This window comes from Kitasatospora sp. NPDC093102 (genome assembly GCF_040683915.1).
In the GTDB taxonomy this organism is placed as follows: domain Bacteria; phylum Actinomycetota; class Actinomycetes; order Streptomycetales; family Streptomycetaceae; genus Kitasatospora.
In genome coordinates, this window is sequence record NZ_JBFBFA010000019.1 from 1 (window position 1) to 15,298 (window position 15,298).

12 protein-coding genes are annotated in these 15,298 nt (G+C 73.3%); 8 read left to right on the forward strand and 4 right to left on the reverse strand.

Annotated features, from left to right (window positions below):
* The first annotated feature begins 584 nt into the window (after positions 1-584).
* Positions 585-1,052, forward strand: coding sequence for a hypothetical protein (locus AB0O11_RS23070; RefSeq protein WP_363390060.1), 468 nt, complete (start codon positions 585-587; stop codon positions 1,050-1,052).
* A gap of 42 nt (positions 1,053-1,094) precedes the next feature.
* Here the strand turns inward: AB0O11_RS23070 and AB0O11_RS23075 are convergent, their stop codons facing one another.
* Positions 1,095-2,525, reverse strand: coding sequence for a BTAD domain-containing putative transcriptional regulator (locus AB0O11_RS23075; RefSeq protein ID WP_363390063.1), 1,431 nt, complete (start codon positions 2,523-2,525; stop codon positions 1,095-1,097).
* 130 nt (positions 2,526-2,655) lie between these two features.
* Between AB0O11_RS23075 and AB0O11_RS23080 the strand changes: the two genes are divergently transcribed.
* The 5 genes from AB0O11_RS23080 to AB0O11_RS23100 all read left to right on the forward strand — a co-directional run bounded on the left by AB0O11_RS23080 (position 2,656) and on the right by AB0O11_RS23100 (position 8,965).
* A complete protein-coding gene (locus AB0O11_RS23080) occupies positions 2,656-5,589 on the forward strand; it encodes a BTAD domain-containing putative transcriptional regulator (protein ID WP_363390066.1) in 2,934 nt (977 codons plus the stop codon).
* A gap of 133 nt (positions 5,590-5,722) precedes the next feature.
* Positions 5,723-6,625, forward strand: a complete 903-nt coding sequence (locus tag AB0O11_RS23085; protein WP_363390069.1) for a CAP domain-containing protein — start codon at positions 5,723-5,725, stop codon at positions 6,623-6,625.
* A gap of 42 nt (positions 6,626-6,667) precedes the next feature.
* The gene (locus AB0O11_RS23090) at positions 6,668-7,516 is read left to right on the forward strand and encodes a peptidoglycan-binding protein (RefSeq protein ID WP_363390072.1); all 849 of its coding nucleotides are present in this window, start codon (positions 6,668-6,670) and stop codon (positions 7,514-7,516) included.
* Positions 7,517-7,552: 36 nt separating this feature from the next.
* The gene (locus AB0O11_RS23095; RefSeq protein ID WP_363390075.1) at positions 7,553-8,119 is read left to right on the forward strand and encodes an RICIN domain-containing protein; all 567 of its coding nucleotides are present in this window, start codon (positions 7,553-7,555) and stop codon (positions 8,117-8,119) included.
* A gap of 60 nt (positions 8,120-8,179) precedes the next feature.
* Positions 8,180-8,965, forward strand: coding sequence for a GNAT family N-acetyltransferase (locus AB0O11_RS23100; protein WP_363390078.1), 786 nt, complete (start codon positions 8,180-8,182; stop codon positions 8,963-8,965).
* 112 nt (positions 8,966-9,077) lie between these two features.
* Here AB0O11_RS23100 and AB0O11_RS23105 read toward each other — a convergent pair whose 3' ends face one another.
* Positions 9,078-9,722 carry a TetR/AcrR family transcriptional regulator gene (locus AB0O11_RS23105; RefSeq protein ID WP_363390081.1) on the reverse strand — a complete coding sequence of 215 codons (645 nt, stop codon included), beginning with the start codon at positions 9,720-9,722 and terminating at the stop codon, positions 9,078-9,080.
* Between the two features lie 405 nt (positions 9,723-10,127).
* On the opposite strand from AB0O11_RS23105, the gene AB0O11_RS23110 reads away from it, so the two are divergent.
* Positions 10,128-10,481 carry a DUF6542 domain-containing protein gene (locus tag AB0O11_RS23110; protein WP_363390083.1) on the forward strand — a complete coding sequence of 118 codons (354 nt, stop codon included), beginning with the start codon at positions 10,128-10,130 and terminating at the stop codon, positions 10,479-10,481.
* Positions 10,474-12,096, forward strand: a complete 1,623-nt coding sequence (locus AB0O11_RS23115) for an LCP family protein (protein ID WP_363390086.1) — start codon at positions 10,474-10,476, stop codon at positions 12,094-12,096. The genes AB0O11_RS23110 and AB0O11_RS23115 overlap by 8 nt, the downstream gene beginning before the upstream one ends.
* Positions 12,097-12,180: 84 nt before the next feature.
* Here the strand turns inward: AB0O11_RS23115 and AB0O11_RS23120 are convergent, their stop codons facing one another.
* Positions 12,181-13,245, reverse strand: coding sequence for a 2-oxoacid:ferredoxin oxidoreductase subunit beta (locus AB0O11_RS23120; RefSeq protein ID WP_363390089.1), 1,065 nt, complete (start codon positions 13,243-13,245; stop codon positions 12,181-12,183).
* Positions 13,242-15,239 carry a 2-oxoacid:acceptor oxidoreductase subunit alpha gene (locus AB0O11_RS23125; RefSeq protein ID WP_363390092.1) on the reverse strand — a complete coding sequence of 666 codons (1,998 nt, stop codon included), beginning with the start codon at positions 15,237-15,239 and terminating at the stop codon, positions 13,242-13,244. The genes AB0O11_RS23120 and AB0O11_RS23125 overlap by 4 nt, the downstream gene beginning before the upstream one ends.
* Positions 15,240-15,298 lie beyond the last annotated feature (59 nt).

The window sequence follows — 15,298 nt, forward strand, 5'->3', positions numbered from 1 at the left end:
ACCGCCTTCCAGCGGACCCTCCGGGCTTCGTTCTTTCGTGTTTCCAGCTTATCAGATGTTTTCCGCTCCGTTTCCGGGGCTTCCTTCATCCAACTCGCCGGTGTCTTCCGGGGTTTGACGCCCCGTCCGACGTTTCAAACTCTAGCCGATCTCCGCTCCGAAAAGCGAATCCGACCGCAACCCAATAAAACGCGCACACCGAATACACACCAGGCCGCGACGTGAAAACGACGAAGCGACCCGGCCCGAACCGGGAAGTGGTGTTTCAGAGGATTGGCTGCCCCGGGACCGTCCGCGCAGCTGCGTGTCCGGTGCTCCCTGTCAGGCGACTAGGAGACAGTACTCCTACTTCGGGCCCAAGCCAAATGCCCCCGGGCCGCCGCAGGAGGCAGCCGGCCCAGCCTGCCGGGTCTGTCCCCGCCCCCGGACGCCGATCAAGCCGATCGGCGCGGGCGTTCATCGTTTGTCTACCGCCCTCCCCCAAGATCGTCCTCGCACGGCGCCCCGAGGACCTCCCGGGCGCGAACGCACGAGAGAACCACGAGGTACACGGGGACATGAAGGCAACCAACGCACTCCGACGCGTGGCCGTCGTAACGGCGACCGCCGCGCTGGCACTGACCGGGACGATGCTGGGGGCGGGTAGCGCGCAGGCCGCGTACGACCCGGCCTCCCACGCCATCTGGGACGACGAGCCGCTCTACCCGGGCTGGCACGTCGACTCTCCCAGCACCCGGCTGATCATGCAGTCCGACGGCAACCTCGTCGTCTACTACAACTACAACTACCCCAGCCTGATGAAGGTCGGCTGGGCCATGAACACCCAGAACTGCGGCTACAAGGCCGTCATGCAGTCCGACGGCAACCTCGTCGTCTACGGCGCCGACGGCCGCTTCTGCGGGGCCAACAGCCTGGCGTACGGACACCCGCACGCCAAGCTGGTCGTCGGCGAGTACCGCGTCGACTACTACTGGGGCAGCGACCGGGTCCCGCACTCCAACGACCCCCAGTCCGTGACCCTGGCCTCCGACCTGTACGCCCCGCGGCCGTAGTTCCCGGTCCCGCCCGGCCGGGCCGCCCGCGCGGCCCGGCACTCAGCCCCGCTCCGCGAGCCACCTGACCAGGTCGGCCACCGTCCACTGCGGCCGGGCGGCGAGCCGCTCCGCCGCCGTCCGCAGCAGGACAGGCAGGTGGCCGCAGATCTCCGCCAGCTCGGCCACCGCCTCCGGCTCCCGCCGGATCCGCTCCGCGCCGGCGATCCGGGCCAGCAGCTCGTAGGCGTCGTGCGGCTCCAGCGGTCCCACCGCCAGCCGTACGGCGTCCTCGGGCAGCGCGCCCGGTTCCGCCCCCGCCACCACCGCGGCGCAGCCGGGCACCGACGGCAGCAGCGGCCCCGGCTCGGCCATCCCGTCGAGCAGCACCAGCACCCGACGCCCGGTGAGCGCGGCGCGGTAGCGCGCGGACAGCTCGTCGAGGCCCGCCGAGGAGTCGGCCCGATCCCCCAACGCCCGCAGGAAGCCGGCCAGCACCGCGCCGGAGCCGCCCCCGCTCGCGTACAGCTGGCCGTCCGGGTAGGCGTCCTGGACGGTGTGCGCGACGTGCACCGCCAGCGCCGAAGCGCCGCAGCCCGCCGGGCCCGACAGCCCCAGAACCGGCGTACCGTCCGCCCGCAGGACCCGCTCCGCCTCCCGCACCTGCGCCGCCCTCCCGACCAGGTCCGGAATGTCCGGCGGCAGCTGACACGGCCTCGGCAGCCTCGGCAGCCGCTGCAGCAGCACCGGGGCCTCCCCCCGTCGGATCTGCTCCGCCAGTTCGACCAGCGCCGGGGCGGGTTCGAGCCCGAGCTCCCCGTCCAGCCGCTCCCTCAGCGCCTCGTACCCCGCCAGCGCCTCCGCCGTACGGCCGCAGCGGTGCAGTGCCAGCAGGTGCAGCCTGTGCACCTCCTCGTCCTGCGGGTGCGTGGCCGCCAGCCCGGCCAGCGGTTCCAGCGCCTCGGCGTGCCGGCCGAGCGCCAGGTCCAGGCCGAGCAGCGCCTTGACCGCCGCGAAGCGCCCGGCCGCCAGTCGCTCCCGGACCCGCTCGGCGAACGTCCCGGGCACCCCGTCCAGCGCGCGGTTCCCCTCCCAGGCCCCCAGAGCCTGCGCCAGCATCTCGCGCGCCCGTAGCGGATCCTGGTGACGCAGCGCGACGGCCTCCGTCACCGCGGCCTCGTAGCGGAAGAGGTCCACCGCCGTGCGCGGCGCCTCCAGCCGGTACCCGCCCGCCGCCCCGACCAGCAGCCCGGGCCCGCCCAGGGCACGTCGGAGCCGGTGGACATGGGTGCCGATCTGCCCGACCGGGTCCTTCGGCCAGCGGCTCTCGTCCTCGCCCCACAGGCTCTCGACCAGCCGGTCCGTCGACACCAGCTGCCCCGGCGGGAACAGCAGCGCGGCGAGGACGGCCCGCTGCTGCGGTCGTCCGAGGTCAACCTCCCGGCCCTCGTACCGGACCCGCAGCGGCCCCAGCACGTGGAATTCGAGCCCCACCGCCCACTCCTCGAAGCCCTCGATCCGGTACACAATCTGTGACAGAGAATAGGCCGCCGGGGGTACGGGGCCCGCCCGTCCGGACGGAACTGGCGAGATCCCGGCGCAGAACGACTTTCGGGGACGGGACATGGGTGACATGGGGGGATCCGGGCTGCGGTTCGGACTGCTGGGACCGCTGCGGGCCTGGTGCGGGGAGCAGGAGCTGCAGCTGGGCAGGCCGCAGCAGCGGGCCGTGCTCGCCGTACTGCTGGGCGCCGCCGGGCGGACGGTCGCGACCTCGGTGCTGGTCGAGGGGGTGTGGGGCGGGGCCGCGCCGGCCGATCCGCGCAAGGCCGTCCAGCTCGCCGTCTCCCGGCTGCGCACCGCGTTCCGGCCGTACGCCGGGGACGACCCGGACCGGATGCCGCTGGTCCGGGTCGGCGACGGATACGCGTTCAAGGCGCCCGGTGCCGAGGTGGACGCCGCCGCCTGGGAGGCGCTGGTGGCCGAGGCCGGACGGCTGCACGAGGCGGACGCACCGCCGCAGGAGGTCCGGGAGGTGCTGCGGCGCGCCCACCGGCTGTGGGTCGGCGAAGCCCTGGCCGGACTGCCCGGGCCGCACGCCGAGGCCGTCCGAGCCCGCCTCACCGAGCAGCGGATCTCGGCCAAGGAGACGGAACTGGAACTGGACGCCGATCTCGGCGACCGCACCGACCTCACCGCGGCGATCGCCGCCCTCGCCCTGGAGCAACCAGGCCGCCCCCGGCTCACCGCCGTCCTGATGCGCGCCCTGTACCAGGCCGGGCGCAAGGCCGAGGCGCTCGCCGTGTACGAGGACGCCCGCGCCTCGCTCCCGCCCGGCGAGAACGGCCCGGCCGACCTCCAGCTGCGCATCCTGCGCGAGGACGCCTCCCTGCTGCCCGCGAAGGCCGCCACAGGCCCGGCCGAACCCACCGCCGACGCCACCGCCGACAGCTGGCAGGCCCCCGACCAGCTCCCGTCCGGCCTGCCCGACTTCACCGGCCGCACCGAGGAGGCCGAGACCCTCGCCGACCGCCTCGCCGGCGCCGGCGGACGGGCCGTCGTGGTCTCCGCCCTGGACGGCATGGGCGGCGTCGGCAAGACCACCCTCGCCGTGCACGTCGCCCGCCGGGTCCGCGACCGCTTCCCCGACGGGCAGCTCTTCGCCGACCTGCGCGGCGCCGACCGCACCCCGCCCGACCCCGGCACGGTGCTCGCCGGCTTCCTGCGGGACCTCGGCGTCGACCCGGGCGAGATCCCGCCGGACGCCGGCGAGCGCAGCGCGCTCTACCGCTCGGCCCTGGCCGGGCGGCGCGTCCTGGTCGTCCTCGACAACGCCGCCACCACCGGCCACGTCGAACCGCTGCTGCCCGGCTCACCCGGCTGCGCCGTCCTCGTCACCAGCCGCCACCGGCTGACCGGCCTCGCCGGGGCCCACCAGCTGCGGCTGGACACCCTGTCGCCCGGGCAGGCGCTGGAGCTGTTCACCCGGATCGTCGGCGCCGAACGCGTCGCCGCCGAACCCGGGGCCGCCGAGGAGGTCGTCCGGGCCTGCGGGCTGCTGCCGCTCGCCGTCCGCATCGTCGCCTCCCGGCTCGCCGCCGACCCCGCGCTCACCCTGGCCGCGCTCGCCGAAGGACTCCGCCGGGAGCACCGGCTGGCCGAACTCAGCGACGGCGAACGGACCGTGGAGGCCAGCTTCGCCCTCTCCTACCACCGCCTGGACGCCGAACTCGCCCGCGCCTTCCGGCTGCTCGCCCTGCCCGACGCCCCCGACGTCCCGCTGCCCTGCGCCGCCGCCCTGCTCGACCGCACCGAGGCCGAGACCGGCGAGCTGCTCGAAACCCTCGTCGACCTCAACCTGCTGCACTCCCCCCGCTTCGGCCGGTACGGCTTCCACGACCTCGTCCGCGCCTACGCCCGCGGCCGGCTCGCCGACGAGGACGGCGCCGCCGAACGCACCGCCGCCACCGACCGGCTGCTCGACTTCTGCCTCGCCACCGCCCGCAACGCCGACCTCGTCGCCCGCAAACCCGACCCGGTCGAACTCAGCCTGCTCGACGCGACCGTGTCCCACCCCGGCCGACCGGTGGCCGACGGCGCGGAAGCCGTGCGCTGGATGCGCGAACAGGCCGAGGTGCACGCCGCCGTCATCGCCCTGAGCTGCGCGGACCCGGCCGTACCGCTCGATCGCGCCGCCGAACTCGCCGACCGGATGGGCTCGGTGCTCGCCGAACGCACCCAGACCACCGTCATCGCCGACCTCGCCGAACGCCTCGCCCGGGAAGCCACGGCACGCGGCGACCACGGCCCGCTCGCCCTCGCCCGCTACCTGCGCGGCTCGATGCTCTGGCACGTCAACCGCTACGCCGAGTCCGAGGAGGAGATCCACCGAGCCGTCGACGTCTGCACCACCACCGGCACCGAGCGGGTCCTCGCCAAGGCCCTGCTCACCCTCGGCGGCAACGCCCGCGTCCACGGCCGCTACGCCGAGGCCGCCGAACACGCCGGCCGGGCCGCCGGGCTGTTCCGGCGCCTGGACGCGAGCCGCTCCGAGGGCAGCGCCCTCGGCGAGTTCGCGTTCAGCTGCGCCCAGACCGGCCGGATCGACGAGGCCCGGGACGCCGCCGAGCGCAGCGCCCACCTGATGAGCGGTTCGGGGCCGGTCTCCGCCGCGATCGGCCGCTACTACCTCGCCCGGGTGCTGCGGCTGTGCGGCGATCCGGAGGCCGCGCTCACCCACGCCGTCGGCGCCCGCGACGAGTTCGCCGCCCTCCAGGTCACCGTGTTCGCCGCCGCGTCCGGCGACCTCGCCGCCCGCATCCACGCCGAGGCCGGCCGCTGGATGCTCGCCGTCGACGCCGCCGAGGCCGTCCTCCCGCTCGCCCGGCGCACCAGCCCCGCCCTGGAGGCCGGCCTGCTGCGCACCCTCGGCACCGCGCTCACCGGCCTGGGCCGCCCGAGCCAGGCCCGGGCCTGCCTGACGGACTCCCTGGAGGTGTACGAGCGGCTGGGCCTCCAGGAGGAGTCTGCGCAGGTCAGGGGACTGCTGGCGCGGTAGACGCGACATCAACGGCGGTGCGGGCTACGCGCGTTGACCGCCCGTCTACCGCAGTGCGGAAACGTCTCTCTCGTCAGGCCCCGGGCCGCAGCGGTTGCGGCCCGGGGCGACACCACAGACGAGAGGCGCAACCATGCCCACGCTCCCGCAGCACGGCCAGACCTGGACGCTCAAGTCCGCCAACGGAACGGTCGCCGACGTCCGCTCCAGCCAGACCGCCGCCGGCACCGCCATCCAGTCCTGGGGATCCAACGGGACCACCGCCCAGGGCTGGACCTTCTGGGCCAAGGAGAACGGCAGCTTCCTCCTGGAGACCCAGCTGACCGTGGGCCGGCACGCCCCCGGCCAGGCCATGGTCATGGACTTCAACTACTCCATCGGCCAGACCTGGCTGTACAACGAGCACAACCAGCCCAACCAGCACTGGTGCTTCGAGCCCCTCGACAACGACTGGGTCCGGATCCGCACCACCCGCACCAACGAGGGCATGCTCTTCCTCACCGCGGCCGCCCCCGGTTCCCCGCTCACCCTGGCCAAGCAGGACGACGCCAACCCGGCGCAGCGCTGGCAGCTCGTCCCGGCCGGGGGCGTCAGCGGCGGCGGGCAGCAGCAGCCGCAGCCCCAGCCCCAACCCCAACCGCAGCCCGGTGGCGGTGACTTCCGCTCCGAGATGCTGAACGCCGTCAACGCCGAGCGCGGCCGGGTCGGCGCCCCGCCGGTGCGCCTGGACGACCGCCTCAGCGCGGCCGCCCAGCGCCACGCCAACGACATGGCCTCGCACGACCTCACCCAGCACAACGGCACCGACGGCAGTTCCCCCTGGGACCGCATCGCGGCCGCCGGCTTCTCCTCGCGGGCCTCCGCCGAGAACGTCACCCCGAGCAACAGCGTGCCGGAGGCGATGCAGATGTGGATGAACAGCCCGGGCCACCGGGTGAACATCCTCAACCCCGACTACAACTTCATCGGCATCGGCTACGCGCCCCGCCAGCGCGGCAACTGGGGCCGCTACGTGCAGACCTTCGGCAAGGCCTGAGATCCCGACCGGCACCCTTCCAGCAACAAGGAGTCCATACCCATGTCCTCGAACGCGGCGGACCTGATCCGCATCGCCCGAGACGAGGTCGGCTACCACGAGGGCCGCAGCGGCGGGCACTGGAACAACATCCAGAAGTTCTCCCCCGCCGTCGCCGGCCTGGAGTGGTCCCAGGGCGAGGCCTGGTGCGCCACCTTCGTCGCCTGGTGCGCCGAGCAGTCCGGCAGTGCCGGCCTCTTCCCGGTGACCGCCTCCTGCGCGGAGGGCGTCGCCTGGTTCAAGGAGCGCGACCGCTTCACCGAGTACCCGGTGATCGGCGGCCAGGTCTTCTTCGGCCCCGGCGGCGGCAGCCACACCGGCATCTGCATCGCCTACACCAGCTCCACCATCACCACCGTCGAGGGCAACACCAACGACGGGGGAAGCTCCGAGGGTGACGGCGTCTACCTGAAGACCCGTGATCGCCGCTCGGACTGGGTCCACGGCTACGGCATCCCGGACTTCGCCGAGGGTGTGGTCCTCGCCGACCCGGAGTGGAAGGACCGGCCCGGGGCGCTCTACTTCGGGCAGGAGGCCTCCGCGGACGACAGCCCCAGCGGCGGTGCCCCGTCCGGTGCCGCCCCGGCGGCCGACGGCGGCGACGGCTACGAGCCGTTCCCCGGTGCCGGCTTCTTCCACGACGGTCAGAACAGCGACGTCATCACCCGGATGGGCGAGCGCCTCGTCGCCGAGGGCTGCTCCGCCTACGCCGAGGGCCCCGGGCCCGAGTGGTCCGACGCCGACCTCGAATCCTTCCGCAACTGGCAGCACAAGCTCGGCGACTCGGGCGCGGACGCCGACGGAATCCCCGGCCCCAAGCAGTGGGCCGCGCTCGCGGTCCCGCGCGGCTGACCCGGGCCCCTCCACCACACCAGAAGGAGAAACGCCATGAGCACCATCACCCGTACCCGCAGGTTCCTCGCCTCGCTCGGGGCCGTCACGGCCGTCGCGGGGGCGGTCGTGGCCGGTGCGCCGGCGGCGCAGGCGGCACAGGCCGGCAACTGCGACATGACGCCGGCCGCAGGGGCGCTGGCGGCCGTGCACAACGGCTCCGGGGCAGGCGCGCTCGACCTGTTCCACAACGCCGAGGTCAACGGTCAGCCGATCGTCGTCTGGGAAGCCAACCAGTCGCCCGCGCAGACCTGGTGGTTCTGGCGCTACTGCGACGGCACCACCGCGTTCTCGCACGGGCAGGGCAAGGTGATCGACCTCGACACCGGCTCGGGTGCCGTCCGCCTCTGGGACACCCCCGGCGGGCTGGACGGCCTCAACCGCCCGGCCGGCGACTGGATGCCGGCCAACCAGAAGTGGCGGCTGACCGACGAGGACCACGGCTGGTACCTGATCCGCAGCGCGGCCACCGGGCAGTGCCTCACCTCCAACGGCGGCGGCCAGGCCACCGGGGTGGCCCCCTGCAACCCCGCCGCCCCGGCCCAGCGCTGGCTGCTGGGCTGACGAACCACCGGGCCCGGTCCGCTCGTCGACGTCGAGCGGGCCGGGCCTATCCTCGTCCGCGTGCCCCTCATCAGCCTGCACGACCGCGCCGCGCTCGCCGCCCGCTTCCGCACCGATCCGGCGCTGCACCTCTTCGAGCTCGGCGACCTGGACGACACCCTCTGGCCGAACACCACCTGGTACACGGCCTCTCCCGATTCCGGCCGCGGGCCGGTCGCGCTGCTCTACAGCGGCGGGGACACCCCCGTCCTGCTCGCCTTCGCCCGGCCCGCGGACGTGCCTCCGCTGGAGTCCCTGCTGCGCGACCTCCGGCCCTTCCTCCCGCGCCGCTTCACGGCCGGGCTGCCGGAAGGCGCCGAGCGGGCCCTCGTCCCCGACTACGCGGTCGAGCGCCGGACGCCGCTGCTGCGGATGCTCCTCACCGACGGACTTCCGACCGAGGTCGCGCACGAGACGCAGCCGTTGACCCTCGACGACGTCGACGCCGTCCGCGCCCTGCTCGAAGAGTCCCACCCCGACTCCTGGTTCGACCCCCGGATGCTCGCCGACGGCGGCTACGTCGGCGTCCGCGAGGACGGCCGGCTGCTGGCCGTCGCAGGAGTGCACGTGCACTCCCCCGCGCAGCGGGTCGCCGTGCTCGGCAACGTCACCACCCACCCCGACGCCCGCGGCCGCGGCCTCGCCCGGGCCTGCGTCACCTCGCTGTGCCACCACCTGGCCGCGACCACCGACCACCTGGGCCTGAACGTCCGCACCGACAACGCCCCGGCGATCCGGCTCTACGAGCGGCTCGGCTTCACCACCGTCGCCACGTACAACGAGCTGGTGCTCGGCACCGCGTCCTAGACGTCCACGGACCGTCCGCCCGACGGTGCCCCGCCGGGTTCGCCGGTGGCCCTCCGGGAGCGGGCCGCCGACCAGGTCGAGCACCTGCCGGGCCGCCCCCGCCCGGGTGTTCTCAGCCCTGCGCCGCCGACGCGCCGTGGATCCGCAGGAAGGCGTCCACACCGGCCGTCGCGATCCGCTCGGCCTCCTCGTCCGGCACCGGGAGTGCGCCCCAGAAGGAGCGCTCGGCGATGCCGTGGAAGGTCAGCAGCGTGAACTGCTCGGCGGCCGTCCCGGCGTCCTCGACCGCGAGCAGCCCGCGCCCGGCGAGCGCCGCGAAGTGCTGCGCGAGGTCGCGCTGGGAGGCGACCGGCCCGGCCTCCAGCCAGGCCTCCAGGACGTCCGCCGGGATGTTGGCCACCTCGGCCCGGATCGCCCGGCCGAGCGCCCCGTGCTCGCCGGCGGACAGGACGGCGCGGGCCCGCTCGACGGCGAAGTCGACCAGGTCCTGGCGCAGGTCCACCACCCGGTCGAGGTACTTCGCCATCAACTCCCGGATCCGCTCGGTCAGTTCCGCCGAGTTCTGCAGGGCCACGGACAGGAAGAGGGTCTCCTTGTCGGCGAAGTGGTTGTAGACCGTCCGCTTGGACACCCCGGCCTCGGCCGCGATCGCGTCCATGCTGGCCCGGACGTACCCCTCGCGTCCGAACACCACCGTCGCGGCCTGCGTGATCGCCTTGCGCTTCTCCGGCCGCCCCGCTCCGCCCGTCGCCGCCACGGTCCTCTCCTCTTCCGCCGGCGCATCGGCCGGCCCTCTCAGAAACTGCTCGGTGTAGTTTATCCGGGTTGCAGCGAACCCGGAGGTGCCGCCGGACGGACGTGCTCTATGCTGCGTACGACTTCTACACCCGTGTAGAAGGAATTGGGAAGCGCCCCCGATCACGGGCAGCCGGGCCCGCGCGGGAACCGGCCGGCCGGAACCGGCGTCCAGAACTGGCAGCGCCACGAACGGACTTTCGGACGGCATGCGGCGCAGGCGCCACCGTGGCGCGGAGCACGGGAACACCGGGGTGAGGGCGTGGCGGGGCAACGAGGACGGTCGGCCGGCCAGGGGGCGCGCCGACGGGCGGCGGGCGGACCCGCCGGACACATACGCCCCCTGCCCGGTGGGCCGGCACTGCCGGTGGCCCTCGCCGTCGGGCTGCCGCTGGCCGGCGCCGCGGTCGACGAACTCTCCGGCCCCGGCATGGGATTGGCCTTCACCGTGGCCGCCGTGCTGGGCACCGGCCTGGCGGCGGCGCTGAGCAGCCGCAACGGCTGGTGGTGGGTGCTCGCCGCCTCGCCGCTGGTCGTCCTGGGCGCGACGGCCGTCGTCGAGCTGGCCGCCCACCGCGACCGGTACCTGGGCAAGGGCCTGGCCACCGGCGCCGCGAAGTGGGTGGTGCACGGCTTTCCCGTGATGGCCGAGGCCGCGGCCGCGGCCGTCGTCGTGATCGCGGTCCGGCTGGTCCGGGCGCGGAGGAGGCAGCATGGCTGAGAACCGGACCGACGGCCGGGCCGAGGGCGGAGCCCCGACGCCACCGCGCCGCCGCCCCTCCCCCGCGCTCATCGCGGGCCGGGCGCTGGCCTGCAGCGTCGGCCTGGCGGTGTTCGCCGCCAGCGGGGTGGTCTGGTACGAGTACAAGCAGCTCACCGACGGGATGACCACCTCCGGAGTCATCGCCGAGACCAAGAAGGACGCGCCCAAGCACCTCGACAACTCGGTCAACCTGCTGCTGATCGGCCTGGACAGCCGCAAGAACATGGACGGCACGGACCTCCCGCCCGAGTTCGTCCAGGACGAGCTGCACGCCGGCCACAGCTCCGACATCGGCGGCTACAACACCAACTCCCTGATCCTGCTGCACATCCCGGCGAACGGCGGCAAGGTGCAGGCCGTCTCGATACCCCGCGACGACTACGTGATGGCCTACAGCGGCGACGGCAAGCAGGTCGGCATGCGCAAGATCAAGGAGGCCTACGGCGAGGCCAAGGAGAAGGCCACGCCGGCCCTCCAGGCCAAGGGGCTCAAGGGCGTGGACCTGGAGAAGGCCGGGCGCGACGCCGGGCGCGCGGCCACCATCCAGACCGTGCAGAAGTTCCTCGACCAGCCCGTCGACCACATCGCCGAGGTCAACCTGATGGGCTTCTACGACATCGCCAAGGCCCTCCAGCCGATCGAGGTCTGCCTCACCCACGACACGAAGGACCCGGCCATGGAGGGCCAGGGCTCCGGGGCCGACTTCCACAAGGGCGTCAACCAGCTCAACGCCTCGCAGGCGCTCTCCTTCGTCCGCCAGCGCCACAACCTCAACGGCGGCGACGGCAACGACAGCGACTTCGCCCGCACCCACCGCCAGCAGGCCTTCATCTCCTCCGTCGTGCACAACCTCAAGCAGAAGGGCGTCATCGGCAACCTCGGCAAGATGCAGGAGCTGATGGGCGTGGTGCAGAAGGACCTCGTGATCGACAACGAGTGGAACGTCCTGGACTTCGCCCAGCAGGCCCCCAACCTCACCGGCGGCAATGTGGAGTTCCGCACCCTCCCGGTCGCCGAGCTCAAGACGGTCAACGGCCAGGACGTCAACGTCGTCAGCCCGCCGCAGATCCAGAAGATCGTCAAGCAACTGTTCGGCTACGCCGACACCAGTCCCGCGCCGGCACCGACCGACGAGAGCCCCACCCCGACGGCCCCCGCCCAACCTGCCGCCGGTCCGACGACGACCACCGCCAAGGCCGTCACCGTGGACGTCTTCAACGCCTCCTCGGCCGCCGGCGTCACCTCCGCGGCCGAGGCCAAGGCCCTGGCCGGCCCGGGCTTCAAGGAGGGCCGCACCGGCCCCGCCGCCTCCAAGCCCAAGACCACCACCGTCACCTACGGCAAGGGCGCCAAGGAGGCCGCCGCCCAGGTCGCCGCCCGCTACGGCGTCACCGCCACCGAGTCCGCCACCGCCCCCGCGGACCACGTCGTCGTCACCCTCGGCACCACCTTCACCGGCGCCCCCGGCGACAAGCCCGCCACCGGCACCCCGGCCGCCCCGGACACCAACGTGCCCCAGCAGGGCCCCATGGTCGACGCGGAGTCCGACGGCGGCATCCCCTGCGTCTTCTGACGCGTACCGCATCGACCTGGGAACGACGAGCGGCGCCCCCTGTCCCGACCCGGGACAGGGGGCGCCGCTCACTCCGGCGGACGGTCAGTCCACCGTCCAGGTGTCGTTGCCGGCGAGCAGCGTGGCCAGGTCGCCCTGGCCGCTCCGGGCGGCGGCGGCAGCCAGCTGGCCCGCCATCAGCTCGTCGTAGACCGGGCGTTCGACGCTGCGCAGCACACCGATCGGCGTGTGGTGCAGGGTGTCCGCGTCGGCGATCCGGGAGAGTGCGAAGGCGGTGGCGGGGCTGGCCGCGTGCGCGTCGTGGACCAGGACGTCCGCCTCGTTGTCCGCCGTGACCGGGGCGGTGAACAGCTCGCCGTCCGGGCCCCGGAAGACGCCGCTCGCCAGGTCGGCGCCGAAGCGGGCGGGCTTCCCGTGCTCCAGCCGGATCAGTGCCTCGTCCCGGCTGCCGGGCTCCTTCAGCACCTCGAAGGCACCGTCGTTGAAGATGTTGCAGTTCTGGTAGATCTCCACCAGCGCCGTGCCCTCGTGCTCGGCAGCCGCCCGGAGCACGGACTGGAGGTGCTGGCGGTCCGAGTCGATGGTGCGCGCCACGAAGGTGGCCTCGGCGCCGATCGCCAGGGACAGCGGGTTGAACGGCGCGTCCAGCGAGCCCATCGGGGTGGACTTGGTGATCTTGCCGAGCTCGCTGGTGGGCGAGTACTGGCCCTTGGTGAGCCCGTAGATCCGGTTGTTGAACAGCAGGATCTTCAGATTGACGTTCCGCCGCAGGGCGTGGATCAGGTGGTTGCCGCCGATCGACAGCGCATCGCCGTCACCGGTCACCACCCAGACGCTCAGGTCCTGGCGCGAGGTGGCCAGTCCGGTCGCGATCGCCGGCGCCCGGCCGTGGATCGAGTGCACCCCGTAGGTGTTCATGTAGTACGGGAAGCGCGAGGAGCAGCCGATGCCCGAGACGAACACCGTGTTCTCGCGCCGGATGCCCAGCTCCGGCATGAAGGACTGCACCGCCGCCAGGATCGCGTAGTCCCCGCAGCCCGGGCACCAGCGCACCTCCTGGTCGGTCTTGAAGTCCCGGGCGCTCTGCGGGCCTTCGGCCTTGGGCACCAGTCGCAGGGACGGGAAGTCGCGCTCGCTCCGCTCGTTCATCGGTGGTCCTCCTCGTCCAGGGTGCCGACCGCGGCCCACAGCACGTCCGCCAACTGGGCCGCCTTGAACGGCAATCCGCGCACCTGGTTGTAGGACTCGGCGTCCACCAGGTACTTCGCCCGCAGCAGCAGGGCCAGCTGGCCCAGGTTCATCTCGGGCACGATGATCTTCTCGTAACTGCGCAGCACCGGGCCCAGGTTGGCCGGGAACGGGTTGAGGTTGCGCAGGTGCGCCTGGGCGACCTCGCCGCCGTCCGCGCGCACCCGGCGCACCGCGGCGGTGATCGGCCCGTAGGTCGAACCCCAGCCCAGCACCAGCACCCGGGCGTCGCCGGTCGGGTCGTCCACCTCCACCGGCTTCACGGTGATGCCGTCGACCTTGGCCTGCCGGGTGCGGACCATGAAGTCGTGGTTGGCCGGGTCGTAGGAGATGTTGCCGGTGCCGTCCTGCTTCTCGATGCCGCCGATCCGGTGCTCCAGACCGGGCGTGCCGGGCGGCGCCCAGGGCCTCGCCAGCGTCCGCGGGTCGCGCAGGTACGGCCAGAAGGCGCCGTCCTCGCGGTTCGGGCCGGTCGCGAACTGCGGGTCGATCTCCGGAAGTTCGTCGACGCCGGGGATCCGCCAGGGCTCCGAGCCGTTGGCCAGGTAGCCGTCCGAGAGCAGGAACACCGGGGTGCGGTAGGTGACCGCGATCCGGGCCGCCTCCAGCGCCGCGTCGAAGCACTCCGCGGGCGTGGCCGGGGCGACGATCGGCACCGGCGCCTCGCCGTTGCGGCCGAACATCGCCTGCAGCAGGTCCGCCTGCTCGGTCTTGGTCGGCAGGCCGGTGGACGGGCCGCCGCGCTGGATGTCCACGATCAGCAGCGGCAGTTCGAGCGAGACGGCCAGGCCGATCGTCTCGGACTTCAGTGCGACACCCGGCCCTGAGGTGGTGGTCACGCCGAGCGCCCCTCCGAAGGCGGCACCGAGCGCGGCGCCGACGCCGGCGATCTCGTCCTCCGCCTGGAAGGTGCGCACCCCGAAGTCCTTGTGCCGGCTCAGCTCGTGCAGGATGTCCGAGGCCGGGGTGATCGGGTACGAGCCCAGGTACAGCGGCAGTCCGGAGCGCTGCGCGGCGGCGATCAGACCGTAGGACAGGGCGAGGTTGCCGGAGATGTTGCGGTAGCGCCCGGCCGGGAGCCGGGCCGGCGGCACCTCGTAGGAGACGGCGAAGGACTCGGTGGTCTCACCGAAGTTCCAGCCCGCCCGGAAGGCGCTGATGTTGGCCTCGGCGATCTGCGGCTTCTTGGCGAACTTGGTGCGCAGGAACGACTCCGTTCCGTGCGTGGGCCGGTGGTACATCCAGGACAGCAGGCCCAGGGCGAACATGTTCTTCGCCCGCTCCGCGTCCTTGCGGGCCAGACCACTGTCCTTGAGCGCCTCCAGGGTCAGCGTGGTCAGCGGCACCTTGTGCAGGTGGAAGCCGCCCAGTGAACCGTCGGTCAGCGGGTCCGCCGGGTAACCGACCTTGGCCAGCGCGCGCTTGGTGAACTCGTCGGTGTTGACGATGATCTCGGCGCCGCGCGGCAGGTCCGGCAGGTTCGCCTTCAGCGCGGCCGGGTTCATCGCGACCAGCACGTTCGGGGCGTCGCCCGGGGTCAGGATGTCGTGGTCCGCGAAGTGCAGCTGGAAGGACGAGACGCCCGGCAGGGTGCCGGCGGGCGCCCGGATCTCGGCCGGGAAGTTCGGCAGCGTGGACAGGTCGTTGCCGAAGGACGCCGTCTCCGAGGTGAACCGGTCACCGGTGAGCTGCATGCCGTCACCGGAGTCACCGGCGAAGCGAATGATCACCCGATCGAGTCTGCGGATGGGCTTGCCCGGCTTCGCCGGAGGGCCGCCCGGGGCGGGTGGCCCGGCGGGCGCGGCCGAACCCGAGCGCGCGTCCCCGCTCCCGGCACCGGCCTCGTTGCCGTCCGAGCCGTCCACTGCCTCTGACTGATCGACCTGACTGGTCACTGCCGCGGACCTCCTCGTGGGCGCACCACCGCGGGCGCGGCCCCGTGCCCCGTCCGCCT